The following is a 23,416-nucleotide window of genomic DNA, read 5'->3' as shown; positions in this document are numbered from 1 at the left end:
TGGTGTGACTGTGCGCACGCGTTCGATGTCACACTCCGCAGACTACCGCTCACAGCCCGAAGCGACGCTGGAGGTCTCCCAGCTGTCCGGGAAGGCGCGGTACGCCCGACGATTGCGGACCGTGTCCACCCGGTGCCGTTCCGCCACCTCCAGGCACCCCCGGTTCGGGGGGAACGACCCCCGTGGCCGCCTCGGCCATAAGGGTCTCCGTCGACTGGAGCAGAACCGTCCCGGCGCCCACGAACTCGAACTGGTGCTCCTCGCCGGAGACCCCGCCGAGGCCCGTCATTGCACGTAGACCGCCCAGTACACCCGCCATGTACCCGTGGTCGTAGTGATGGCACGGGGACGGGCAGTCGGCCCACCCGACGAGCGCCTGAGGGTCGACCCGGATCGGAGGTTCCATGAACACCACCGGACCGTTAGATGCGGCCACAAACTTTCCGGTTCCGATAAGGGTCAGAAAACCCGGCACGATCGATTGTTTCAGCGCGAGACTTGGCTGAAAAGCGAGCAGGTTGCCCGCGCGAATGGTCAAGTTCCCGTCGTCCAGGTCGAAGGAGTTGACGTCGAAGGCCCGGTCGGCCAGCAGCATCTTCCCGGAGCCGGCCGCCACGACCCAGTCGCTCGCGTGCAGTGGCGAATGGAACGACGTACGGACAAGTCGGTCGAGTCGCCCATGCCCGATGCCGTTGAACTCGATCGCCCCGTAGTAGGCGATCATCTTCCCCTTCTGGAGGAACCACTCCCCGCTCTTGAGCTCGACGCAGAAGGTGTACGTGTTCACGTTGTCGTCGGCGGGCAGTGTCATCGGGTCGTACACGACCGGCCCGGCGCCCGGAGTTCCGTAGGTGCTCACAGCTTCTCCTCCGACGCCTGGACGTACACCGTGCCGTTTCCGCTCAGTTCCAGCTGGAAGGCCTCACCGGAGCCGCGGCCCACCATGTCGCGCCAGCCGAGCGCGGTGGACAGCTTGTTGCGCACCTCTCCGTGGTGCGCGACGTACGCCTGCGGGTCGACGTGGACCGGGCGCTGCGGGGTGATCGGGATCTCGAAGACGCCGCCGTGCGCCATCACGGCCACCGCGCCGTGGCCCTGGAGGGTCGTCGTGAACAGTCCCTGCCCGGTGACCTGTCCGCGCACCAGGCCCATGACCCCGCCCTGTGCGCCCATGAACATCGTGCCCTGCCGCAGCGTGCCCTCGAAGGCGAGCAGCCGGTCGGCCTCCACACAGAGGGTGTCGCCGGTGAGGCCGATGACGTGCACGTGGTGGCCGCCGTGCCCGAAGAAGACCGTGCCGCTGCCCTCCACGGTCATCAGCGGGGTCGCCTCGCCGGTCACCCGGCGCCCGATCATGGACATGAGCCCGCCCTGGCCGCCCTGGACGTTGGGCGTGAAGGACACGTCCCCTTTGTAAGCGAGCATCGCGCCGCGCTGGCTGAACAGCCGCTGCCCCGGCAGCACGGTCGCCTCGACCATCTTCGAGTTGATCTCTCGGAACGTCATCTAGAGGTCCCCCGCGATCGTGTTCCGCTCGCTCGGCTGCACGTACACCAGCCCGTCGCCCTCGAAGCGGATCTGGAACGCCTCTCCGCCGCCCTCCCCGAGGAGTGTGCGGAAGGTCACGCCGGACTGGAAGGTCTGCCGTACGTCGCCCTGGTGGGCGACATAGGCGCCCGGGTCGACGATCAGTGGGTACTGCGGGCTGACCCGGAGGACGACCGCCGGGCCGTCCGAGATGATCGCCGCCTGGCCGTGGCCCTCCACGGTCGTCGTGAACAGGCCGTTGCCCTGCGAGGCTCCGCGCAGCCCCGTGAACGTCGTGCCCGTGCGCAGCCCCGCGTCCGTCGCCAGCAGGTTGCCCGCCTCGACGTACAGCTTGTCCCCCTGGAGGTTCACCAGGTTGATCTCGGCCGCCCGGTCCGCGAACCAGCAGGTCCCGTGCCCTCTCACCTCCATCACCGTCATCTGCTCTCCGGTGAGCCGCCGGGTCACCATCCCCCGCAGCCCCTCGCCGCCGCCGCTCAGCTTCTTGAAGGCCATCTGCCCGTCGTACGCGACCATCGAGCCGTTCTTCGCCTTCACGGCGTCCCCGGTCATGTCGACGGCGAGCACCTTGCTCCCTTGGAGTCGGAACATCGCCACGCTGCGAAAGTAGCCGCCGGCCGGGTGGACGGAACAGGGCCCGTGGGTGGATACCCACCCTGAGCGGACCCCTAGGGGCGCTGTTTGCCACAATGGGGGAACGCTTGTGCGTGCGTTCACAAATCGGCAGTCCGTAACCGGCAGGCCGTCGTCGAATACTCCCACCGAAGGTGACCCGTGGACATCAAGACCGCCACCGCCCTCCGCCGCCTCCGCCTGGTCTCGGCCCCGGAGGCCGTGTCCTTCCTGATCCTGCTCGTCTGCTCGGTGCTGAAGCGGACCACGGACTTCGACGCGGTGCCCGTGATGGGCGCGATCCACGGCGTCCTGTTCATCCTGTACGTGATCTTCTGGGCGGACGCCTGGAACCGCACCAAGTGGCCGCTGAAGACCGCCGCCCTCTACTTCGTCCTCTCGGTGCTGCCCACCGGCGGCTTCTTCGCCGAGCGCAAGCTGCGCCGCGAGGCCGAGAACGCGGTCAACGCGGCCATCGCCGCCCGCGCCCGCCAGGAAGGGGTCGTGAACGCATGATCGTCGCCTTCTCCGTGACGCCGCTCGGCGTCGGCGAGGACGTGGGGGAGTACGTCGCCGACGCCGTGCGCGTGGTCCGCGAGTCGGGCCTGCCCAACCGCACCGACGCCATGTTCACCTCGATCGAGGGTGAGTGGGACGAGGTCATGGACGTCGTCAAGCGTGCCGTCGCCGCGGTGGAGCAGCGCGCACCGCGCGTGTCGCTCGTCCTCAAGGCCGACATCCGGCCCGGTGTGACCGACGGGCTGACCTCCAAGGTGGAGACCGTCGAACGACACCTCGCCGAGTAGCGCGGTCCGCGCCGGACCCCGGTCCCGCGCGGTCCGCACCCAACCCCGGTCCCTGGGCCGGGGTTTTCTCGTCCCTCGTGTTTGAGCGATCGCTCAAAGAGGTGTACGTTCAACGGCAGTCGATTTGAGCAGTCGCTCAAAAACCATGCTGACGTGGGGGAACACATGGGTCTCTACATAGAGACACACATCCGCGCCGACCTCGACGAGCTATGGGCCCGCACCCAGGACCCGGCCCGGCACCAGCGCTGGGACCTGCGCTTCACCGAGATCGACTACCTCCCGCGCGCGGAGGGCGAACCACAGCGCTTCCGGTACGCCACGCGCGTGCTGCCGTTCCTCACGGTCTCCGGCACCGGCATCGCCGCCGGCGAGAAGGAGCGCTCCGACGGCACCCGCACCTCCGCCCTGCGCTTCACCTCCCCGCACCCGCTGTCCCTGATCGCCGAGGGCAGCGGCTACTGGCGCTACCAGCCCGACGCCCACGGCGTCCGCTTCCTCACCGGTTACGACTACCGCCCCCGCTGGGGAGCCTTCGGCGCCCTCGCCGACCGCCTGCTGTTCCGCCCGCTGATGGGCTGGGCGACCGCCTGGTCCTTCGACCGGCTCCGGCTCTGGCTGGAGCGGGGCGTCACCCCCGAGCGGGCCCTGTACAACTGGCTGGCCGAGCTGACGGTCCGGGCGCTCGTGCTCACCGCCTGCCTGACCGGGCTCGGACGCGGCTCGCTGCCCGGCCCGTCCGGACCCCTCGCGGACGCCCTGGCCTACCTGTGCCCCCTGCTGCTGGTGGTCGGCGTCTTCCTCGCCCTGTTCAAGGCCCCGCTCGCCGGCACTCCCGCCGCCCGCCGCTGCCTGCGCGCCCCCGCCACCCGGACCCGCGTGCCCCGCCTCCTGCGCACCTTGGAGAAGAACGGATGACCTCGATCTTCCAGACGGCCATGGGCCCCGCCTTCCACCGCCTGCACCCCGCGCTCCAGCGCCGCTTCTCGGTGGGCCTCGCGAGCGGCGAGGCGTGCACCGGCCGGGGCGTGATGGACCGGATCTGGCACGGACCGGCCTTCGTCAAGCCGTTCCTCGCGCTGGGCGCCACCCGCAACATCCTGGTCCCCCAGGCCGGCCGGAACATCCCCTTCGTGATCGAGAACGTGCCGTACGCCGACACCTTCGGCCGTGAGACGGTGAGCTTCGTGCGCACCTTCCACCTGCCCGGCCGCGCCCGCCGCTTCGACGCCCAGATGGTGCTCGGCCCCCGGGGCGACCGCATCCTCGACTACCTCGGCACCCACCAGCACCTCGCGAGCGACCTGCACCTCTCCGCCGAGCCCGACGGCTCCCTGCTCATCCGCTCCGGCACACACCGGTTCCGGGAAGGGCGGGTGGACGTCCGCGTTCCCGAACTCGTCGGTGCCACGGCCGAGGTGCGGGAGTCCTACGACGAGAGGGCCGGCCGCTTCCGCATCCGGGTCCGCGTGGTGAACCGGTACGTCGGGCCCCTCTTCGGCTACGAGGGCTCCTTCACGGCGTCGTACACCGACGTCCGTGCCTGCGGGGTGCGGCCCGGGCTGCGTCCGGTACGGGAGGAGGCGCGCGCGTGAGCCCCGAGACCGCGAAGGCGCAGGAGACCAAGGCGCGGCTGCTGGAGGGCGCGCTGCGGACGCTCACCGAGCAGGGCATCGCCAAGACCTCGGCCCGTACGGTGGCGGCGGCGGCCGGGGTCAACCAGGCGCTGGTCTTCTACCACTTCGGATCGGTGGACGAGCTGCTCGCCGCGGCCTGCCGGTACGGGGCGGAGAAGGCGGTGGCCCGGTACCGGGAGCGGCTCGCCGAGGTGGGCTCGCTGTCCGAACTCCTCGCCGTGGGCCGCGAGATCCATGAGCACGAGCGGGACGGCGGGCATGTGGCGCTGCTCGGGCAGCTGCTGGCCGGGGCGCCGACGCATGCGGCGCTGGGGCCGGCCACGGCCGACGGGCTGCGGCTGTGGATCAGCGAGATCGAGCAGGTGCTCAGGCGGGTGCTGGCGGCGACCCCGTTCGGTGAGTTCGCCGATCCGGCGGGGCTGGCGCGGGCGGTTGCCGCCTCGTTCGTCGGGATCGAGCTGTACGAGGGGGTGGACGAGGCCGGAGCGCACGCGGCGCTGGACGCGCTGGAGCAGCTGGGGGCGCTGGTGGCCGCGGTGGAGTCTCTGGGGCCGGTTGCTCAGCGGGCCGTTCGTCACCATCTGCGACGGCGCCGGGGCGGGCCGGCCCACTAGCCCGGGTGGTCGGGGTTCGGGTGCGGGTGCGTTGCGGCCTCGCACCCGCGCCCCTCGTTCGGTGGCCGTGCGCTGACGAGTGGACTCCCTCGCTGCGAGCGGTCAGCAGGCCCGCCTTCCGGAGCGATCGGTCCACAGACCGGGGCGGGCCGGGCGGTGTGGCCGGGCGGTGACCGAAACCCGAGACGGAGCTGACCGGCATATGACCGGCCGGTAGGGTCTGATGACGTGCCGAAGCCTCTCAGCCTCCCGTTCGATCCCATCGCCCGCGCCGACGAACTCTGGAAGCAGCGCTGGGGAAACGTGCCGTCCATGGCCGCGATCACCTCGATCATGCGGGCCCAGCAGATCCTGCTCGCCGAGGTCGACGCGGTGGTCAAGCCGTACGGGCTGACGTTCGCCCGCTACGAGGCGCTGGTGCTGCTCACCTTCTCCAAGGCCGGCGAGCTGCCGATGTCCAAGATCGGTGAGCGGCTGATGGTGCATCCCACGTCCGTGACGAACACCGTCGACCGGCTGGTGAGGTCCGGGCTGGTGGCCAAGCGGCCCAACCCCAACGACGGCCGGGGCACCCTCGCGGTCATCACCGACAAGGGCCGAGAGGTGGTCGACGCGGCCACCCGCGACCTGATGGCCATGGACTTCGGGCTCGGGGTGTACGACGCGGAGGAGTGCCGGGAGATCTTCGCGATGCTCCGCCCGCTGCGGGTCGCGGCACACGACTTCGACGAGGACTGACCCGGGGCAAGATCTCCCGGAACGGGTGGTTACGCTCGTTCCCATGAAAAAGAGCGTGCTGACCCGCTACCGCGTCATGGCCTACCTCACCGGTGTCCTGCTGGTGCTGCTGTGCCTGGGCATGATCGCGAAGTACGGGCTGGACGTCGACGGTGCCGCCGACTTCACCCGGGTCGTCGCCATCGCCCACGGCTGGCTGTACGTCGTCTACCTGATCTTCGCCTTCGACCTGGGCTCCAAGGCGAAGTGGCCGGTCGGCAAGCAGCTGTGGGTGCTGCTCGCGGGCACCGTCCCCACCGCCGCGTTCTTCGTCGAGCGAAAGATCAGCCGCGAACTGGACGCCCGGGCCGCCGACCAGGCCCCGGCCGTCGCCAAGGCGTAACACACACCGCCGTACGGACGCCGTACGGCGGTCTGCCATCGACATTTACTAGGACGTCCAAGTAAATTCGAAGGTATGGACGCTCACGCCATCGAGGAGGGCCGCCGACGCTGGCAGGCCCGGTACGACGCCGCGCGCAAGCGCGACGCGGATTTCACCACGCTCTCCGGCGACCCCGTGGAGCCGGTGTACGGGCCCCGACCGGGCGACACGTACGAGGGATTCGAGCGGATCGGCTGGCCCGGGGAGTACCCCTTCACGCGCGGGCTCCATCCGACCGGCTACCGCGGGCGCACGTGGACCATCCGCCAGTTCGCCGGCTTCGGCAACGCCGAGCAGACCAACGAGCGGTACAAGATGATCCTCGCCGCCGGCGGCGGGGGCCTGTCCGTCGCCTTCGACATGCCGACGCTGATGGGGCGCGACTCCGACGACCCGCGCTCGCTCGGCGAGGTCGGGCACTGCGGGGTCGCCATCGACTCGGCCGCCGACATGGAGGTGCTGTTCAAGGACATCCCGCTGGGGGACGTCACCACCTCCATGACCATCAGCGGGCCCGCCGTCCCCGTCTTCTGCATGTACCTGGTCGCCGCCGAGCGGCAGGGTGTGGACCCGGCGGTGCTCAACGGAACGCTCCAGACCGACATTTTCAAGGAGTACATCGCCCAGAAGGAGTGGCTCTTCCAGCCGGAGCCGCACCTGCGGCTGATCGGCGACCTGATGGAGTACTGCGCGGCGGGCATCCCGGCCTACAAGCCGCTGTCCGTCTCCGGCTACCACATCCGTGAGGCCGGGGCCACGGCCGCGCAGGAGCTGGCGTACACGCTCGCGGACGGCTTCGGGTACGTCGAGCTGGGCCTGAGCCGCGGGCTGGACGTCGACGTCTTCGCCCCCGGCCTGTCCTTCTTCTTCGACGCGCACGTCGACTTCTTCGAGGAGATCGCCAAGTTCCGCGCGGCCCGGCGCATCTGGGCCCGCTGGATGCGGGACGTGTACGGGGCGAAGAGCGAGAAGGCGCAGTGGCTGCGGTTCCACACGCAGACCGCGGGTGTCTCGCTGACCGCGCAGCAGCCGTACAACAACGTGGTCCGTACGGCGGTGGAGGCGCTGGCGGCCGTGCTCGGCGGGACCAACTCGCTGCACACCAACGCCCTGGACGAGACTCTCGCGCTGCCGAGCGAGCAGGCCGCGGAGATCGCGCTGCGCACGCAGCAGGTGCTGATGGAGGAGACGGGGGTCGCCAACGTCGCCGACCCGCTGGGCGGCTCGTGGTACGTCGAGCAGCTGACGGACCGGATCGAGGCGGACGCCGAGAAGATCTTCGAGCAGATCAAGGAGCGGGGCCTCAGGGCGCACCCGGACGGGCGGCACCCGATCGGACCGGTCACCTCCGGCATCCTGCGCGGGATCGAGGACGGCTGGTTCACCGGGGAGATCGCCGAGTCCGCCTTCCGCTACCAGCAGGCCCTGGAGAAGGGTGACAAGAGGGTGGTCGGCGTCAACGTCCACACCGGGTCGGTCACCGGGGACCTGGAGATCCTGCGGGTCAGCCACGAGGTGGAGCGGGAGCAGGTCCGGGTGCTCGCCGGGCGCAAGGCCGCGCGGGACGAGGCGGCCGTGCGCGGCGCGCTGGACGGGATGCTGGCCGCCGCCCGGTCCGGCGCCAACATGATCGAGCCGATGCTGGACGCCGTACGCGCGGAGGCGACCCTGGGCGAGATCTGCGGTGTGCTGCGGGACGAGTGGGGGGTGTACACGGAGCCGGCGGGCTTCTAGCGGTTTCCGGTGGCGTCAGGCGGACGAGGCGAGGCCCAGCAGCAGGACCCGGGTGAAGCTGCGGACCCATTCCTCGTCCGCCGGTTTGCCGCTGACCAGGGTGCGGTGCACCACTGCGCCCGCCACCACGTCGAAGATGAGGTCGCCCGTACGGGCGGCCTCGGCGGGGTCCGGTTCCGGCGGGAGTTCGCCGCGCCGCTGGGCCCGGGCGCGGCCCTCCAGAACCAGACGCATCTGGCGTTCCACGATGGAGGCGCGGATGCGCTCGCGCAGGGCGTCGTCGCGGGTGGACTCGGCGACCACGGCCATCAGGCCGCTCTTGGCCTCCGGGCGGGCGAGGATGGCCGCGAACTGGAGGACCACGCCCTCGATGTCGGCGGCGAGGCTGCCGCGGTCGGGGAGCTCGAGTTCGTCGAAGAGCTCCGCGACGGCGTCCACGACCAGCTCGTTCTTGCCGGCCCAGCGGCGGTAGAGCGTCGTTTTCGCAACCCCGGCCCGTGTCGCGACGTCTCCGAGGGTGAGCTTGGACCAGCCCAGCTCCACCAGAGCCTCCCGGGTCGCGGCCAGGATCGCGGCGTCCGCGGCGGCGCTGCGCGGGCGCCCGGTACGGCTGGCGGGGGTGCGGCTCTGCATTCCTCGACCATAACCGGCGGGAACTGTGCGGTCGTGAGGGAGATCACCGGTGTGCGGTGTCGCGCGGTGCCCTCATGGCATTACGCTACGACTCGTAGCGAAAGCTCGTGAGGGACGTACACGAGCGATGACCACAGGCGTGGGGTGGGGACCCGGCGCCGGCACACCGTTTTTCATTCAGGCGCGGGATCGGGGGAGGATAGACGCATGCAGCCACGGAACATGTCCATGAGCGGTGTCGTCGACCTCGCCGCGGTGAAGGCGGCCCAAGAGGCCAAGGCCAAGGCCGAGCAGGCGCGCGCCGAAGCCGCCCGGCAGGGTGGGACGGGGGCCGTATCTCCGGCCGATCTCGTCATCGATGTCGATGAGGCAGGGTTCGAGCGGGATGTCCTCCAGCGCTCCGCCGAAGTCCCCGTCGTCATCGACTTCTGGGCCGAGTGGTGTCAGCCCTGCAAGCAGCTGAGCCCGGTCCTGGAGCGACTGGCCGTCGAGTACGACGGGCGCTTCCTCCTCGCCAAGATCGACGTCGACGCCAACCCGATGCTGATGCAGCAGTTCGGGATCCAGGGCATCCCGGCCGTGTTCGCCGTCGTGGCCGGACAGGCACTGCCGCTGTTCCAGGGGGCGGCGGGCGAGCAGCAGATCCGGCAGACCCTGGACCAGCTGGTGGCGGTCGCCGAGCAGCGCTTCGGGCTGACCGGCCTGACCGTCGACCCGGACGCCGAGCCCGGCGGCGTCGCCCCGGCCGCGGCGCCGGAGGGGCCGTACGACGCGTTGCTGAACGCCGCCGCGCAGGCGCTGGACGCGGGCGACCTGGGCGGGGCCGTCCAGGCGTACCAGAACGTACTGGCCGACGACCCGGCCCACCCGGAGGCCAAGCTGGGTCTGGCGCAGGCCGAGTTGCTCCAGCGGGCGCAGGGCATGGACCCGCAGAAGGTGCGCCAGGAGGCCGCCGAGCGGCCGAAGGACATCGAGGCGCAGATCGCCGCCGCCGACCTGGATCTGGTGGGCGGCCATGTGGAGGACGCCTTCGGGCGGCTGATCGAGACCGTGCAGCGCACGGCGGGCGACGACCGGGACGCGGTACGGCTCCGGTTGCTGGAGCTGTTCGAGGTCGTGGGCCCGGAGGATCCGCGGGTGGTGGGCGCACGCAGGGCGCTTGCGCGCGCCCTGTTCTGACCAGTCGTTAAACGCCACGGCATGTGATGCCGGGGTGAAAAGTTGGCCGGGAAGGCCTCACGATGGTCGCGCTTTACCAAATCTTGGTAATCGTGACGGCTGTTACTCCGAGTAAATCGAAGCCGTTGGTCTGTCTGGATTCGTCCAGGGATCAACGGCTTTGCTCTACCCTCTGCCAGTACCGAGCGTCGCCTTCCGAGACCGGTCGGTCGTCCTCCGGTTATCCCGCCGTTACTAGCCAGTAACGAACCCCCTTGTGCCCGGGCCGAGAATGCACCACGATCGGCGACGCTCGGTCCATTCCCGTACCCCGGCACCCGGTCGGGTCACGGGAGACTCTGGGTCCCCACCGAGCAGGGCCGGCGGCAGTGGCGCCGGGTCTAGGGCAGGGGGGTCTTCGCCGGCCGGTGAAGCCTGTCCAGCAAGGTTGTGCGTGATGCGTGTCAGGCGCGACCAGTGGTTGTCGCTCGGGGGTGATCGCCGGTGATTCGGGCGCGGTTCGCGCCTCCGAGTGCGGGCGCTCTCCTTCCCGAGGACGTAGCACTTCTCCCATCCCTGCCCGGCTGAATCGCCGACTGTGGCGAGTCCGGGCCAGGAGATGTACGTCCGAGAAGGAGGAAATATGGAGTCCCAGGTGCGTGGCGGGACCAGATGGAAGCGGTTCGCTGTGGTCATGGTGCCCAGCGTCGCCGCGACGGCCGCGATAGGTGTCGCCCTCGCGCAGGGCGCTCTCGCCGCCTCGTTCAGCGTGTCCGGCCAGTCGTTCAAGGTGTCCGCCGACCAGCTCGTCGGCACCGGCTTCGAGCAGTACGGCGCCATCGACAGCGGCTACACGATGGACGGCAAGAAGACGGCGCACCCGGTGGCCGTCTCGGCGTTCAAGCACGCCGAGATCACCAACCTGTGCCAGTCCGTCGTCACGCCGGACGTGCCGATCTTCGGCAACGTCAGCCTCATCCTGCGGGCCGGCGGCGCGGGTCACGACAAGGTCCAGGCCGACAACATCTACATCGATGTTGCCGACCTCAACGCCGACGCGGTGTTCGACAACATCGACATCGGTGTGGCCACCAAGGACGCTTCCAAGGGTCCGGGCATGAAGGGCGGCGGCGAGCAGGCCAACCCCTTCGGCTTCGCCCAGCAGGCCGACAAGGCCACGCTGTCCGATGTGAAGCAGACGGCGTGGGCGACCACCGCCGGCACCTTCAAGCTCAGCGGCCTTCACATGTCGCTGTCGACGGGTGTCAAGGAGTGCTACTAAGCACTCGATGACGGGCGGGGGAGCCGGTGGCGCCCCCGCCCGTCCCCACTCCGGCCGCGTCCTCACACGCGGCCCACATCACCACCACAGCAACGCCGCACCAGGGAGCTGTTTTCCATGAGCGCCGAGACTCCTGCCGCCGCACCCGGCCAGTTCAGCCGCCGGAGGCTGCAGTTCCGCGCCTGGCGGGGCACACGTCCGTTCTGGGCCGGTCTGTTCGTCATGCTCGGCGGCCTTCCGATCATGTACTTCCCGTACGCCCACCTCCAGCTCGGCCATCTGACGCTGGCGATGGCGACCACCGCGGGAGCCGGCTCCCTGATCATCGGTGTGCTGCTCATCGTCCTGGGCATCAGCCTCTGGTTCCAGAAGCACGTACGGACCTTCGCGGGAGTCGCCGCGATCCTGCTCGCGCTGGTGTCCCTCCCCGTGGCCAACTTCGGCGGCTTCGTCCTGGGCTTCCTCATGGCCCTGATCGGCGGAGCGATGGCCGTGGCCTGGGCGCCGGGCGCGCCTCCGCAGCCGCAGCCGCCGGCCGAGGCCGCCCCGGGCGAGGGCGGTGCCCCCGAGGCCGCTCCGGAGCTGCCGCACCAGGGCACGGACCCGGCGGGCGACGCGGGCCCCACCGGGCCCTACAAGGCGCCCTGGGAGAACGACCTGTCAGGAACGAGCCCGGCCAACGGGGCGAACGGGAGGCACAGTGCCGGCTGACGAGGTGACCCGCGGGACCGACGTGGACGGGTCCCGCGCGAGAACCGGGCCCCGCCACGCGGCCCCCAGAAAGCCGCTGTTCACCAGGTTCCACATGCCCGCCGGCAAGGCCATAGCCTCGGTGGCGATGCCCACGGCGGTGCTCATGGGCATGGGATTCACATCCACGCTCGCCCTCGCCGACAACAACGGCAGCCCGTCCCCGTCGTCCTCGGCCAAGAGCCTGACGGCCGACGAGTACAAGGACTGCGTCAAGGCGCTGGACGACGACAAGGACGCCTCGGCCTCGCCGTCGCCGTCCGCGTCGCAGAGCACGGCGGCGGATTCCGCCACGCCGTCCCCGACGGCGACCGCGAACGCCCAGGACGGCAAGGACACGCAGGACTCGGGCGGCACCTCTTCGTCGGATTCAGGTTCCGGCGACAAGGCCGCGCCCAAGCCGACGGCGACCTCCGGCTCCTCCGACCCGGGCTCCGGCTCCGGCTCGTCGGACCCCGGTGCGGGCTCGGGCGACACGGCCACGCCGACGCCGACGGCCACACAGAGCAGCGGCGGGGACGTCCTCGACACCATCGGCGACACGGTCGGTGACATCCTGACCGGCGGCAGCAAGGACGAGGACTCCGGCACGTCGTCGGCGCCCCCGACGCCGACCGCGACGCCGTCCGCGTCCCAGTCGCCGTCCGCCACGGACACCGCGTCGGGCGACGGCGAGGGCTCCGGCGGCAGCGCCTCCGACACCGTCGAGGACACGGTGGAGAAGGCCACGGACACGGTCCGGGACACCACCGGCACGGTCGCCGACAAGGCCGAGGACGCCACCGAGGCGGCCGGGGACGCGACCGCGTCGGCCACGCCCAGCCCGTCCGCGAGCGAGTCCGCCTCCACCGAGGACTGCCCGGTCGCCACGGACGACGAGGGCGGCGTCGACAACAAGGTGCCGGTGGCGGACGACCCCTGGTACCTGAACGCCAGCTCCCTGCTCCTCAAGGGCGCCGACTACCAGGGCATAGTCGAGGTGAAGACGGCCAATGGCACCAAGAAGAAGGTGCTGAAGTACGTCATCTCCAGCGGCACCGACATCGGCGACCTGCACCAGACGGTGAAGGACAAGCAGGCGAACAAGACCTACCACGTGCAGGCGGCCAAGGGCTCGACGTCCACCATCACCGGCGGTGACACGGTGATGTACACCGAGAGCATCTCGGGCAACCTGTTCGGGCTGATCCCGGTGACGTTCAGCCCCGACAGCCCGCCCCCGCTGAACATCCCGCTGATCTACTTCACCAACGTCAAGGTGGTCCAGGCGGCCCAGTTCGGCGGCAACCTGCACGTGCCCGGCATGCACCTGTACACGACCGACTGAGCGGTCGCGCGAGCCAGTTCGGGAGCCGCAACACACCGAGGGGCGCCCCCCGCCGCGGGGGGCGCCCCTCAGTGCCGTCCAAGTCCCTTACGGGATATGTCAGTTGCTCTGGCCGACCAGGTGGTGGACGCGGAGCATGTTGGTGGTGCCGGGGACCCCGGGGGGCGAGCCGGCGGTGATGATGACGGTGTCGCCGGGGTTGAAGCGTCCCAGCCGGGCGATCTCCTGGTCCACCAGGTCGACCATCTCGTCGGTGGTGTTCACGAACGGCACGACGTGCGACTCCACGCCCCAGCTGAGGGTGAGCTGGTTGCGGGTGCCCTCGTCCGTGGTGAAGGCGATGATCGGCTGGGTCGCGCGGTAGCGGGACAGCCGGCGCGCGGTGTCACCGGACTGGGTGAAGGCGATCAGGCCCTTGCCGCCGAGGAAGTCGGCGATCTCGCAGGCCGCGCGGGCCACCGAACCGCCCTGCGTGCGCGGCTTCTTGCCCGGCACCAGCGGCTGGAGGCCCTTGGCGAGCAGCTCCTGCTCGGCCGCGGCGACGATCTTCGACATGGTCTTGACCGTCTCCACCGGGTAGGCGCCCACGCTCGACTCGGCCGACAGCATGACCGCGTCGGCGCCGTCCAGGATCGCGTTGGCGACGTCGGAGGCCTCGGCGCGGGTCGGACGCGAGTTGGTGATCATCGACTCCATCATCTGGGTCGCGACGATCACCGGCTTGGCGTTGCGCCGGCACATCTCCACCAGGCGCTTCTGCACCATGGGGACCTTCTCCAGCGGGTACTCGACGGCGAGGTCACCGCGGGCGACCATCACGGCGTCGAACGCCGCGACGACGTCCTCCATGTTCTCCACCGCCTGCGGCTTCTCCACCTTGGCGATGACGGGGACGCGGCGGCCCTCCTCGTCCATGACGCGATGGACGTCGTTGATGTCCTTGGCGTCCCGGACGAAGGACAGTGCGACCATGTCGCAGCCCATGCGGAGGGCGAAGCGAAGGTCGTCGACGTCCTTCTCGCTCAGCGCGGGCACGTTGACGGCCGCGCCGGGCAGGTTGATGCCCTTGTGGTCGGAGACGACACCGCCCTCGATGACGATGGTCTTCACCCGAGGGCCCTCGACGTCCAGGACCTTCAGCTCGACGTTGCCGTCGTTGATCAGGACCTGGTCGCCGCGCGAGACATCGCCCGGCAGCCCCTTGTACGTCGTACCGCAGATGTGCTTGTCACCCGGCACGTCCTCGGTCGTGATGACGAACTCGTCACCCCGCTCCAGCTCGACGGGACCCTCGGCGAAGGTCTCCAGGCGGATCTTCGGGCCCTGGAGGTCGGCGAGGACGCCGATGGGGCGGCCGGTCTCCTTGGACGCGGCCCGGACGCGGTCGTACCGCGCCTGGTGCTCGGCGTGGGTGCCGTGGCTGAAGTTGAACCGGGCCACATTCATGCCCGCCTCGATCATGGCGACGAGCATCTCGTGGGAGTCGACCGCGGGGCCGAGAGTACAGACGATTTTCGAACGGCGCATGGGGCGATCCTATCGGTTTGTTTCGCTACGGAATATTCCGTCTGGCGGAAGATACAAATGAGTGCCACACCGCTCAGGTGCTATTCAGTTGTTCTTTCCGACCAGTGCGTAGGTCTGCGTCGCGATCTCCAGTTCTTCATCCGTCGGCACGACGGCCACCGCCGCCCGCGCGGACTCGGGCGAAATCAGCCGCGGCTCGCCACCGCGTACGGCGTTCCGCTCCGGGTCGACCGCCAGGCCCAGCCCCTCCAGGCCCGCGATCGCAGCCTCCCGCACCGGTGCCGCGTTCTCGCCGACCCCGGCCGTGAACGCCACCGCGTCCACGGTCCCGAGGACGGCGTAATAGGCGCCGATGTACTTCTTGATCCGGTGAATGTAAATGTCGAAGGCGAGCGCGGCCTCTTCGTCGCCCTCGTCGATCCGGCGGCGGATCTCCCGCATGTCGTTGTCCCCGCACAGACCGAACAAACCGCTCCTCTTGTTGAGAAGAGTGTCGATCTCGTCCATGGACATATCCCCAACCCGTGCCAAATGGAAGATGACGGCCGGGTCCAGATCACCGGATCGCGTACCCATCACGAGCCCCTCCAAGGGCGTCAGCCCCATGGAGGTGTCCACGCACCGGCCCTTCTCGACCGCGGACGCCGAGGCACCGTTGCCCAGGTGCAGCACGATGACGTTCACCTCGGAGGGGTCCTTGCCCAGCAGCCGCGCGGTCTCCCGGGAGACGTACGCGTGCGAGGTGCCGTGGAAGCCGTAGCGGCGGATGCGGTGGCGGTCGGCGACCTTCGGGTCGATCGCGTAGCGGGCCGCCGACTCCGGCATCGTCGTGTGGAACGCGGTGTCGAAGACGGCGACCTGGGGCAGGTCGGGGCGCAGCGCCTGGGCGGTGCGGATGCCGGTGAGGTTGGCCGGGTTGTGCAGCGGGGCGACCGGGATCAGCCGCTCGATCTCGGTGAGCACCGCGTCGTCCACGACGGTGGGCTCGGTGAAGAACATCCCGCCGTGCACCACCCGGTGCCCGATCGCGGCCAGCTCGGGGGAGTCCAGGCCGAGGCCGTCCCGGCTCAGCTCCCCGGCGACCGCCTTGAGGGCGGCGTCGTGGTCGGCGATCGGCCCGCTGTGCTCCCGGGTGTCGCCCGAGGTGAGGCAGGTGTGCTTGAACCGGGAGGTCTGCTCGCCGATGCGCTCGACCAGGCCGACGGCGAGCCGGCTCCGGTCGCGCATGTCGAGCAGCTGGTACTTCACCGACGAGGAGCCGGAGTTGAGGACGAGGACACGGGTGGGCGTGGTCACTGCTGGGTCGCCTTCTGGGTCGCGGGCGTCTGGGCCTGGATCGCCGTGATGGCGACGGTGTTGACGATGTCCTGGACGAGGGCGCCCCGGGACAGGTCGTTGACCGGCTTGCGCAGACCCTGGAGGACCGGGCCGACGGCGATCGCGCCGGCCGAGCGCTGCACGGCCTTGTAGGTGTTGTTGCCGGTGTTGAGGTCGGGGAAGATCAGCACGCTCGCCTGCCCGGCGACCTCGGAGCCGGGCAGCTTGGTGGCCGCGACGGACGGCTCCACGGCCGCGTCGTACTGGATGGGCCCCTCGATCTTCAGGTCCGGCCGGCGCGAGCGGGCCAGCTCGGTCGCCTCGCGCACCTTGTCGACGTCGGCGCCCGAACCGGACGTACCGGTGGAGTACGACAGCATCGCGATCCGCGGCTCCACGCCGAACTGCGCGGCCGTGCCGGCCGACTGGACGGCGATGTCGGCGAGCTGCTCGGCGTTCGGGTCCGGGTTGACCGCGCAGTCGCCGTAGACCAGCACCTTGTCGGCCAGGCACATGAAGAACACCGACGAGACGATGGACGACTCCGGCTTGGTCTTGATGATCTCGAAGGCGGGCCGGATGGTGGCCGCCGTGGAGTGCACCGAGCCGGACACCATGCCGTCGGCCAGGCCCTCCTGGACCATCAGGGTGCCGAAGTAGTTCACGTCCGAGACGACGTCGTAGGCCAGCTCGACCGTGACGCCCTTGTGGGCGCGCAGGCCGGCGTACTGCTCGGCGAAGGAGTCGCGCAGTTCGGAGGTGGCGGGGTCGATCAGCTGGGTGTCCCCGAGGTCGATGCCCAGGTCGGCGGCCTTCTTGCGGATCTGGTCGACCGGGCCGAGCAGGGTCAGGTCGCACACGCCCCGGCGCAGCAGCACCTCGGCCGCGTGCAGCACCCGCTCCTCGGTGCCCTCCGGGAGGACGACCCGGCGCTTGTCGGCGCGGGCCTGCTCCAGCAGCTTGTGCTCGAACATCATCGGGGTGACCCGGTCGCTGCTCGGCGCCGAGACCCGGCGGGCCAGGTCGGCGGTGTCGGTGTACCGCTCGAACAGGCCGAGCGCGGTCTCCGCCTTGCGCGGGGTGGCCGCGGTCATCTTCCCCTCCAGGGAGAAGAGCTGCTCGGCGGTGGGGAAGCTGTTGCCGGACACCGAGATCACCGGGGTGCCCGGGGCGAGACGGGCGGCCAGGGTGAGGATCTCCTCGCTCGGCACCTCGTTCAGGGTGAGCAGCACGCCGGCTATCGGCGGGGTGCCGGCGCTGTGCGCGGCCAGCGAGCCGACGACCAGGTCGGCGCGGTCGCCCGGGGTGACGACCAGGCAGCCCGGGGTCAGGGCGCCGAGGAAGTTCGGCAGCATCGCACCGCCGAAGACGAAGCCGAGCGCGTCCCGGGCGAGCCCGGAGTCGTCGCCGAGCAGCACCTTGGCGCCGAGGGCCTGGGCGATCTGGGAGACCGTCGGCGCGGACAGGGCGGGCTCGTCGGGGAGTACGTACGTCGGCACCGGCAGCCGGTTCGCGAGCCGCACGGCGAGCTCGTCGCGGTCCTCGCGGGCCACTCGGTTGGCGACCATCGCGAGCACGTCGCAGCCGAGGGTGTCGTAGGCCCGGTAGGCGTTGCGGGTCTCGGCCAGCACGGACTCCGCGGACTGCTTCCGGCCGCCCACCACCGGGATCACCGAGGCGCCGAACTCGTTGGCGAGCCGGGCGTTCAGGGACAGCTCGTCCGGCAGCTGGGTGTCGGCGAAGTCGGTGCCGAGGACCAGGACGACGTCGTAGTCCCGGGCCACCATGTGGAAGCGGTCGACCAGGGCGGAGACCAGTTCGTCGGCGCCCTGCTCGGCCTGGAGCGCGGACGCCTCGTGGTAGTCCATGCCGTAGACGGTCGCCGGGTCCTGTGAGAGGCGGTACCGGGCCCGCAGCAGCTCGAACAGGCGATCGGGTCCGTCGTGGACGAGCGGCCGGAACACACCCACCCGGTCGACCTGCCGGGTCAGGAGTTCCATGACTCCCAGCTCCACGACCTGGCGGCCGTCGCCGCGGTCGATCCCGGTCACGTACACGCTGCGCGTCACGTGTCCACTCCGTTCCTCATGTCGCTTCCGTCGCCTCTGCGGCATAAAAATCGCTCACCAAGGTGAGCTGAACCCTCTTGACAATACCCCTGCTGCCGGTTAAGGCGCCCGTCAAGACTTCGCCTGCCCCGGGGACGTGAAAGAATCGACACTGGCTCCCCGGTAACCGACAGCGAGCAGGAGACACAGCACGATGCGCATCGGAGTTCTCACCGCAGGCGGCGACTGCCCCGGCCTGAACGCCGTGATCCGGTCGGTCGTGCACCGGGCGGTGGCGCAGTACGGCGACGAGGTCATCGGCTTCGAGGACGGCTACCGAGGTCTCCTCGACCGTCACTACCGCACCCTCGATCTGGACGCGGTCAGCGGCATCCTGGCCCGCGGCGGCACCATCCTCGGCTCGTCCCGGCTCGAGCGCGACCGGCTGCGCGAGGCCTGCGAGGGTGCGGCCGACATGGTCGAGGAGTTCGGCATCGACGCCCTGATCCCGATCGGCGGCGAGGGCACCCTGACCGCGGCCCGCATGCTCTCCGACGCGGGCCTGCCGGTCGTCGGCGTCCCGAAGACGATCGACAACGACATCTCCTCCACCGACCGCACCTTCGGCTTCGACACCGCCGTCGGCGTGGCCGCCGAGGCGATGGACCGCCTGAAGACCACGGCCGAGTCCCACCAGCGCGTGATGGTCGTGGAGGTCATGGGCCGGCACGCCGGCTGGATCGCCCTGGAGTCCGGCATGGCCGCCGGCGCCCACGGCATCTGCCTGCCCGAGCGCCCCTTCGACCCCGCCGACCTGGCCAAGATGGTCGAGGAGCGCTTCGCCCGCGGCAAGAAGTTCGCCGTCATCTGCGTCGCCGAGGGCGCTCACCCCGCCGAGGGCACCATGGACTACGGCAAGGGCGAGATCGACCAGTACGGCCACGAGCGCTTCCAGGGCATCGGCACCGCGCTGGCGTACGAGCTGGAGAGGCGGCTCGGCAAGGAGGCCAAGCCGGTCATCCTCGGCCACGTCCAGCGCGGCGGTGTACCCACCCCGTACGACCGGGTCCTCGCCACCCGCTTCGGCTGGCATGCCGTCGAGGCCGCACACCGCGGCGAGTTCGGCAGGATGACCGCGCTGCGCGGCACCGACATCGTGATGGTGCCGCTCGCGGAGGCGGTCACCGAGCTGAAGACGGTGCCGAAGGACCGCATGGACGAGGCCGAGTCGGTCTTCTGAGCCGTACGGCACGCGGCCCCGCGCGCACCGGCGCGCGGGTGCGGGGCCGCCGGGGGTGTCCTCCTCACCCGGTACGGTCCGCCACTGCGGCCCAGAAGGTGTCGACGATCCCGTCCAGGAACTTCTGCCCCGGCTCGCTGGCGCTCCTGCTGCCGCCGCCCCAGCTGAGGGTGGCGGCCATGTGCCCCTGATAGTCCTGGTGTAGCTCCTGGAGCACTGCCTCCACGACGTCCTTGTCCAGCGGGGCGAGCTTCATCACCGGCCGCACATAGGCCTGCCAGCGGGTGGTCACCGCGCTGTGCAGCAGGTCGGTGAGCTTCGCCTCGCGGCCGGTGACGGTGACGAAGTCGGGCAGGGCGAGGTCCAGGATCCGTGCGAGTGCGGCCGACTGGCGCTCGTTGCCCCGCCACTGCCCGGTCTCCTCGGTGCGCAGATACGCGCGCAGCTCCATGCCGACGGCATGGGCGACGTCCTCGGGGGCGACGGCCCGGGCGATGCGGTGCTCGCGCAGGGTTCGCGGCCGGCCGATCAGCTCACCGGGGGAACACCACAGCACGCCTGCCATCGCGGTGAGTTCGGGGTTGCTGGGGGTGACGGTGCCGCGCTCCCAGGCGATCACGAGATCAGGGGTGACATACGGCAGCCCGTACGAGGCGCGCAGCCCGTAGGCGACGTGCTCGGGCCCCATGCCCAGCGCGGCGCGGAGCCTGCGGGCGGCCGGGGCGTTGAACGGGGGAGTCGGGGGGTTCGATCGGGCTGAGGGATGGCGCACCCGGCACAAGGTAGGGGCGCGCCGCGACCCTGACTACGGTCGGTTCAGCCGAGATCACGGATCGTAGGAACGTACGGAGTGATCGCACAGAGTGAGCTGACACTCAGTGTCACCCCTCGTGACCTGGTGTTACCTGCCGTCACCCCTTCACCGCGCCGCCCAGCGCGAACCCTCCGCCCAGCCGGCGTGCCACCAGAACATACAAAAGGATCACCGGCGTCGAATAGATCACGGAGAAGGCGGCGAGCTGGCCGTACGCCACCATGCCCCGGTTGCCGAAGAAGTCGTTGATGCTCACCGAGGCCGGCATCTGGTCCGGGGTGAGCAGCAGCATGAACGGGACGAAGAAGTTCCCCCACATCATCACGAACGAGAACACGGTCACGACGGCGAGCCCCGGCCCCATCAGCGGCAGCACGATCCGCACCAGGGACTGGAACGAGGAGGCCCCGTCCGTCCAGGCCGCCTCCTCCAGCTCCCTCGGCACGCCGTCCATGAAGTTCTTCATCAGCCAGATGGCGAAGGGCAGCTGGGAGGCGGCGAAGAAGAAGACCGTGCCCTGGAGGGTGTCGATCAGATTCACCCGGACGAACAGCGCGTACACCGGCACCATGATCGCCGTGATGGGCAGGCTCGTCGCGAACAGGATCGTCAGCAGGAACGGCCGGTTCAGCCGGGACCGGAACCGGGACAGCGGATACGCGGCGAGGGCGGCGCAGCCGACGGTCAGCGCGGTGCCGCCCCCGCACAGGATCAGGCTGTTGAGCAGCGGCGTGTAGGTGATGTCCGGCGTCAGGATCGCGTCGAAGTTGTCCAGGGTGAGCCTGTCCGGGGCCCTGACCCGCAGGCCGGCGTGCGGGTCCACGGCGGACAGCAGCACCCAGGCGAGCGGGAGCGCGAAGGCGACGGCCACGGCGAGCAGGGCCAGATCGGCGGCGAGCCGGCGGGAGGCACGCGTGCGGGGCATCAGACCTCCGTCCGCAGCAGACGCAGATAGACCACGGAGAACAGGGAGCCGACGAGCAGCAGGAGCAGGGCGACCGCGGTGCCGTAGCCGATCATGCTGTTCTGGAAGGCCTGCTCGTACATGAACAGCGGCAGGGTCTGGCTCCGGCCCCCGGGCCCGCCCCGGGTCATCACCCAGATCAGCCCGAAGACGGAGAGCGTCTGGAGCGTGTTGAGCATCAGGGTGGTGCCGATGGAGCGCCGGATCATCGGCAGCGTGATGTGCCACAGCCGCCGCCATCCGCCGGCCCCGTCCACCTCGGCGGCCTCCGTGATCTCGGCGGGGATCTCGTCGAGCGCGGCGGAGTAGACGAGCATCGAGAACGCCGTCCCGCGCCAGACGTTGGCGAAGGACACCGCGAGGATGGGCAGCGTGAACAGCCAGTTCTGCCGGGGCAGGTGCAGCCAGTCCAGGAGGGCGTTCAGGGTGCCCTCGCGCCGGAAGAACGCGTAGAGCAGAAATCCGGCGACGACCTCCGGCAGCACCCACGCGGTGACGACGACCCCGCCGGTGAGGGTGCGGACGGGCTTCGACGCCCGCTTCATCAGCGCGGCCAGGGCGAGTCCCAGGGTGTTCTGCCCGACGAGCGCGGACAGCACGGTGAACACCAGGGTCAGCCGTACGGCGTTCAGGAACGCGTCGTCCCCGAAGGCCCGGCGGAAGTTCGCGAAGCCGACGAAGGACGAGTGGGCCTGACCGGTCAGCTGGAGGTCGGTGAAGGCGATGGAGACGCAGTAGGCGATGGGGCCGGCGAGGAAGAGCAGGAGCAGGACGACGGAGGGAGCGAGCGGGACGGCCCTGGCGAGCCGGCGACGGCCCTTCACTTTTGGATCACTCGGCCGCCGGTGACGTCCTCGAGGGTGGCGTCGTACGCGCTCGCGGCCTGCTCCACCGACTGGTCGCCGGTCGTCACGCCTTCCATCGCCTCCTGTATGGCGGTCGACACCTTCGGGTACGCCGGATACGCGGGCCGGTAGCGGGTGTGCGCCACCAGGTCGGTGAAGAACTTGATGCCGGGCTGGGCGGTGGCGTAGGCGGGGTCGTCCGCGACGTCCTCGCGCACGGCGATCCCGGAGTTGGCGATGTACCACTTCCGGGCGTTGTCTTTGGTCTGCATCGTCCTGACGAAGTCGAAGGCGAGGCCGGGGTTGGCCGCCTTGGCCGGGATGGACCAGGTCCAGCCGCCGGACATGCTCACCTTGCCGGGCGCCTGCCCGTGTTGGGTCGGCATGTGGGCGAGACCGAGATGCCTGGACCAGTCGGGCCACTCGTGTCCGCTGCCCGGGAGCCAGACCTGCGGCAGCCAGGAGCCGTCGAGGTCGATGCCGAGCCGGCCCCCAGGGAGCAGCTCGCCGCCCACGGTGGTGGCGAAGTTGGGGTCGAGGGCGTCGGAGACGTCGGGGCCGAGCTTCTCCCGGTAGACGGTCTCGACGAACCGGAGCGAGTCCTCGAAACCCTGTCCGGCCGTGATCCACTTCTTCGCCGAGCTGTCGTAGAGCGGATCGGCGGAGCCGTCGCCGGTGCCGTACAGGAGCATCTCGAATCCCTGCATCGTGGCCCGCTCACCCGCCGGCTTGCCGGTGTAGACGTTGAGCGGCGTGACACCGGGGACCTTGCGCTTGATGGTCCGCGCGGCGGCCAGGACGTCGTCCCAGCTCCTCGGCTGCCAGTCCAGGGGCAGCCCGGCCTTCGCGAACACCCGCTTGTCGAACCACAGCCCCCGCGTGTCGGTCCCGTCCGGCACCCCGTACGTCTTCCCGTCCTGGCCCTTCGCCGCCGCCTTCGCCGTATCGACGAACCTCTCCCAGTCCGGCCACTTGGCGAGGTACGGGTCGAGCGGCTTCAAGTACCCGCTGGTGATGTCGGAGTTGATGAGGAAGGTGTCCTCGTACACCAGGTCCGGGGCGGTCCGCGGCGACCGCAGCATCTGCTGGAGCTTGGTGTAGTACTCCGAGTCCGGGGCCTTGATCGGCACGAACTCCACCTTCTTGCCGGGGTACTTCCTCTCGAACTCCTTCTTGATCCCGGCGAGATAGGTGTCCATCACCTTCACCGAGTTGTCGGTGGACTGCTTGTACGACACCTTGATTGTGTCCGGACTGCTGCCGGATCCGCTGCCGCAGGCGGTGAGGGCCGCTGCGGCGAGAGCGAGGACGACGAGGGAAGCGGCGGTGGGGCGCACGGGCATGACCTCCTCAGCACACGTGGGGGTGGCGCGGAGATGACTGCCGTGTGAAGGTAAG

Annotated in this window: 24 protein-coding genes; 13 read left to right on the top strand and 11 right to left on the bottom strand. The window is 70.1% G+C overall.

Going from position 1 to position 23,416, the window contains the following annotated elements:
* Positions 1-49 precede the first annotated feature (49 nt).
* From ACZ7DL_RS33045 to ACZ7DL_RS33035, 3 genes are read right to left on the bottom strand one after another with little or no spacing between them, the layout of a single operon-like run.
* Complete coding sequence (locus tag ACZ7DL_RS33045) at positions 50-859, bottom strand: AIM24 family protein (protein ID WP_470779878.1); 810 nt, start codon at positions 857-859, stop codon at positions 50-52.
* Entirely contained in the window at positions 856-1,506 is a 651-nt protein-coding gene (locus tag ACZ7DL_RS33040) for an AIM24 family protein (protein ID WP_470779876.1), read from the bottom strand. Before ACZ7DL_RS33040 ends, ACZ7DL_RS33045 begins: the two co-directional genes overlap by 4 nt.
* Complete coding sequence (locus ACZ7DL_RS33035; protein WP_470779967.1) at positions 1,507-2,139, bottom strand: AIM24 family protein; 633 nt, start codon at positions 2,137-2,139, stop codon at positions 1,507-1,509. It lies immediately after the preceding gene.
* A 183-nt stretch (positions 2,140-2,322) separates the two neighbouring features.
* Between ACZ7DL_RS33035 and ACZ7DL_RS33030 the strand changes: the two genes are divergently transcribed.
* From ACZ7DL_RS33030 to ACZ7DL_RS32995, 8 genes are all read left to right on the top strand, one after another.
* Positions 2,323-2,676 carry a DUF3817 domain-containing protein gene (locus tag ACZ7DL_RS33030; RefSeq protein WP_470779874.1) on the top strand — a complete coding sequence of 118 codons (354 nt, stop codon included), beginning with the start codon at positions 2,323-2,325 and terminating at the stop codon, positions 2,674-2,676.
* A complete protein-coding gene (locus ACZ7DL_RS33025; RefSeq protein WP_317924610.1) occupies positions 2,673-2,966 on the top strand; it encodes an MTH1187 family thiamine-binding protein in 294 nt (97 codons plus the stop codon). Before ACZ7DL_RS33030 ends, ACZ7DL_RS33025 begins: the two co-directional genes overlap by 4 nt.
* 165 nt (positions 2,967-3,131) lie before the next feature.
* Positions 3,132-3,884, top strand: coding sequence for a hypothetical protein (locus ACZ7DL_RS33020; RefSeq protein WP_470779965.1), 753 nt, complete (start codon positions 3,132-3,134; stop codon positions 3,882-3,884).
* On the top strand, positions 3,881-4,561 hold the full coding sequence (locus tag ACZ7DL_RS33015; RefSeq protein ID WP_470779872.1) for a DUF4166 domain-containing protein: 681 nt from the start codon (positions 3,881-3,883) through the stop codon (positions 4,559-4,561). The genes ACZ7DL_RS33020 and ACZ7DL_RS33015 overlap by 4 nt, the downstream gene beginning before the upstream one ends.
* Positions 4,558-5,217 (top strand): TetR/AcrR family transcriptional regulator, encoded by a 660-nt coding sequence (locus tag ACZ7DL_RS33010; RefSeq protein ID WP_470779871.1) that lies wholly within the window; start codon positions 4,558-4,560, stop codon positions 5,215-5,217. The genes ACZ7DL_RS33015 and ACZ7DL_RS33010 overlap by 4 nt, the downstream gene beginning before the upstream one ends.
* Before the next feature lie 228 nt (positions 5,218-5,445).
* Positions 5,446-5,955: a MarR family winged helix-turn-helix transcriptional regulator gene (locus ACZ7DL_RS33005; RefSeq protein ID WP_470779870.1), complete on the top strand. Its 510-nt coding sequence runs from the start codon at positions 5,446-5,448 to the stop codon at positions 5,953-5,955.
* A 43-nt stretch (positions 5,956-5,998) separates the two neighbouring features.
* The gene (locus ACZ7DL_RS33000; protein ID WP_470779869.1) at positions 5,999-6,337 is read left to right on the top strand and encodes a DUF3817 domain-containing protein; all 339 of its coding nucleotides are present in this window, start codon (positions 5,999-6,001) and stop codon (positions 6,335-6,337) included.
* Between the two features lie 75 nt (positions 6,338-6,412).
* Complete coding sequence (locus ACZ7DL_RS32995) at positions 6,413-8,113, top strand: acyl-CoA mutase large subunit family protein (protein ID WP_470779867.1); 1,701 nt, start codon at positions 6,413-6,415, stop codon at positions 8,111-8,113.
* 15 nt (positions 8,114-8,128) lie between these two features.
* Here the strand turns inward: ACZ7DL_RS32995 and ACZ7DL_RS32990 are convergent, their stop codons facing one another.
* Positions 8,129-8,746 (bottom strand): TetR/AcrR family transcriptional regulator, encoded by a 618-nt coding sequence (locus ACZ7DL_RS32990; protein WP_470779865.1) that lies wholly within the window; start codon positions 8,744-8,746, stop codon positions 8,129-8,131.
* A 207-nt stretch (positions 8,747-8,953) separates the two neighbouring features.
* On the opposite strand from ACZ7DL_RS32990, the gene ACZ7DL_RS32985 reads away from it, so the two are divergent.
* From ACZ7DL_RS32985 to ACZ7DL_RS32970, 4 genes are all read left to right on the top strand, one after another.
* Complete coding sequence (locus tag ACZ7DL_RS32985; RefSeq protein WP_470779863.1) at positions 8,954-9,925, top strand: tetratricopeptide repeat protein; 972 nt, start codon at positions 8,954-8,956, stop codon at positions 9,923-9,925.
* Positions 9,926-10,547: 622 nt separating this feature from the next.
* Complete coding sequence (locus ACZ7DL_RS32980) at positions 10,548-11,186, top strand: DUF6230 family protein (protein WP_470779862.1); 639 nt, start codon at positions 10,548-10,550, stop codon at positions 11,184-11,186.
* 117 nt (positions 11,187-11,303) lie between these two features.
* A complete protein-coding gene (locus tag ACZ7DL_RS32975; RefSeq protein ID WP_470779860.1) occupies positions 11,304-11,897 on the top strand; it encodes a DUF6114 domain-containing protein in 594 nt (197 codons plus the stop codon).
* A complete protein-coding gene (locus tag ACZ7DL_RS32970) occupies positions 11,887-13,263 on the top strand; it encodes a hypothetical protein (protein WP_470779859.1) in 1,377 nt (458 codons plus the stop codon). Before ACZ7DL_RS32975 ends, ACZ7DL_RS32970 begins: the two co-directional genes overlap by 11 nt.
* Before the next feature lie 99 nt (positions 13,264-13,362).
* Here the strand turns inward: ACZ7DL_RS32970 and pyk are convergent, their stop codons facing one another.
* From pyk to pta, 3 genes are all read right to left on the bottom strand, one after another.
* Positions 13,363-14,790: a pyruvate kinase gene (gene pyk / locus ACZ7DL_RS32965; protein ID WP_470779858.1), complete on the bottom strand. Its 1,428-nt coding sequence runs from the start codon at positions 14,788-14,790 to the stop codon at positions 13,363-13,365.
* Positions 14,791-14,874: 84 nt separating this feature from the next.
* Positions 14,875-16,086 (bottom strand): acetate kinase, encoded by a 1,212-nt coding sequence (locus ACZ7DL_RS32960; protein ID WP_470779856.1) that lies wholly within the window; start codon positions 16,084-16,086, stop codon positions 14,875-14,877.
* Complete coding sequence (pta, locus tag ACZ7DL_RS32955) at positions 16,083-18,176, bottom strand: phosphate acetyltransferase (protein ID WP_470779855.1); 2,094 nt, start codon at positions 18,174-18,176, stop codon at positions 16,083-16,085. The genes ACZ7DL_RS32960 and pta overlap by 4 nt, the downstream gene beginning before the upstream one ends.
* A gap of 193 nt (positions 18,177-18,369) precedes the next feature.
* On the opposite strand from pta, the gene ACZ7DL_RS32950 reads away from it, so the two are divergent.
* Positions 18,370-19,395, top strand: a complete 1,026-nt coding sequence (locus ACZ7DL_RS32950) for an ATP-dependent 6-phosphofructokinase (protein WP_470779853.1) — start codon at positions 18,370-18,372, stop codon at positions 19,393-19,395.
* Positions 19,396-19,459: 64 nt separating this feature from the next.
* Here ACZ7DL_RS32950 and ACZ7DL_RS32945 read toward each other — a convergent pair whose 3' ends face one another.
* From ACZ7DL_RS32945 to ACZ7DL_RS32930, 4 genes are all read right to left on the bottom strand, one after another.
* Positions 19,460-20,167 carry an XRE family transcriptional regulator gene (locus ACZ7DL_RS32945; protein WP_470779852.1) on the bottom strand — a complete coding sequence of 236 codons (708 nt, stop codon included), beginning with the start codon at positions 20,165-20,167 and terminating at the stop codon, positions 19,460-19,462.
* A 139-nt stretch (positions 20,168-20,306) separates the two neighbouring features.
* Complete coding sequence (locus ACZ7DL_RS32940; protein WP_470779850.1) at positions 20,307-21,134, bottom strand: carbohydrate ABC transporter permease; 828 nt, start codon at positions 21,132-21,134, stop codon at positions 20,307-20,309.
* A complete protein-coding gene (locus ACZ7DL_RS32935; RefSeq protein WP_470779848.1) occupies positions 21,134-21,997 on the bottom strand; it encodes a carbohydrate ABC transporter permease in 864 nt (287 codons plus the stop codon). Before ACZ7DL_RS32935 ends, ACZ7DL_RS32940 begins: the two co-directional genes overlap by 1 nt.
* Positions 21,994-23,361, bottom strand: coding sequence for an extracellular solute-binding protein (locus ACZ7DL_RS32930; RefSeq protein ID WP_470779847.1), 1,368 nt, complete (start codon positions 23,359-23,361; stop codon positions 21,994-21,996). Before ACZ7DL_RS32930 ends, ACZ7DL_RS32935 begins: the two co-directional genes overlap by 4 nt.
* Positions 23,362-23,416: the final 55 nt, after the last annotated feature.

The sequence above is a fragment of the Streptomyces sp. NPDC036984 genome, assembly GCF_055607665.1.
This window is presented reverse-complemented; position numbering and strand designations above follow the sequence as displayed.

Bases quoted from the DNA above. Each gene is read 5' to 3' on its own strand.
- ACZ7DL_RS33025 (WP_317924610.1), top strand. From the start codon at position 2,673: ATGATCGTCGCCTTCTCCGTGACGCCGCTCGGCGTCGGCGAGGACGTG.
- ACZ7DL_RS32995 (WP_470779867.1), top strand. From the start codon at position 6,413: ATGGACGCTCACGCCATCGAGGAGGGCCGCCGACGCTGGCAGGCCCGG.
- ACZ7DL_RS32950 (WP_470779853.1), top strand. From the start codon at position 18,370: ATGCGCATCGGAGTTCTCACCGCAGGCGGCGACTGCCCCGGCCTGAAC.
- ACZ7DL_RS33035 (WP_470779967.1), bottom strand. From the start codon at position 2,139: ATGTTCCGACTCCAAGGGAGCAAGGTGCTCGCCGTCGACATGACCGGG.
- ACZ7DL_RS32990 (WP_470779865.1), bottom strand. From the start codon at position 8,746: ATGCAGAGCCGCACCCCCGCCAGCCGTACCGGGCGCCCGCGCAGCGCC.
- ACZ7DL_RS32975 (WP_470779860.1), top strand. From the start codon at position 11,304: ATGAGCGCCGAGACTCCTGCCGCCGCACCCGGCCAGTTCAGCCGCCGG.
- ACZ7DL_RS32980 (WP_470779862.1), top strand. From the start codon at position 10,548: ATGGAGTCCCAGGTGCGTGGCGGGACCAGATGGAAGCGGTTCGCTGTG.
- ACZ7DL_RS33020 (WP_470779965.1), top strand. From the start codon at position 3,132: ATGGGTCTCTACATAGAGACACACATCCGCGCCGACCTCGACGAGCTA.
- ACZ7DL_RS32985 (WP_470779863.1), top strand. From the start codon at position 8,954: ATGCAGCCACGGAACATGTCCATGAGCGGTGTCGTCGACCTCGCCGCG.
- ACZ7DL_RS33040 (WP_470779876.1), bottom strand. From the start codon at position 1,506: ATGACGTTCCGAGAGATCAACTCGAAGATGGTCGAGGCGACCGTGCTG.
- pyk (WP_470779858.1), bottom strand. From the start codon at position 14,790: ATGCGCCGTTCGAAAATCGTCTGTACTCTCGGCCCCGCGGTCGACTCC.
- ACZ7DL_RS33000 (WP_470779869.1), top strand. From the start codon at position 5,999: ATGAAAAAGAGCGTGCTGACCCGCTACCGCGTCATGGCCTACCTCACC.
- ACZ7DL_RS32940 (WP_470779850.1), bottom strand. From the start codon at position 21,134: ATGCCCCGCACGCGTGCCTCCCGCCGGCTCGCCGCCGATCTGGCCCTG.
- ACZ7DL_RS32930 (WP_470779847.1), bottom strand. From the start codon at position 23,361: ATGCCCGTGCGCCCCACCGCCGCTTCCCTCGTCGTCCTCGCTCTCGCC.
- ACZ7DL_RS33015 (WP_470779872.1), top strand. From the start codon at position 3,881: ATGACCTCGATCTTCCAGACGGCCATGGGCCCCGCCTTCCACCGCCTG.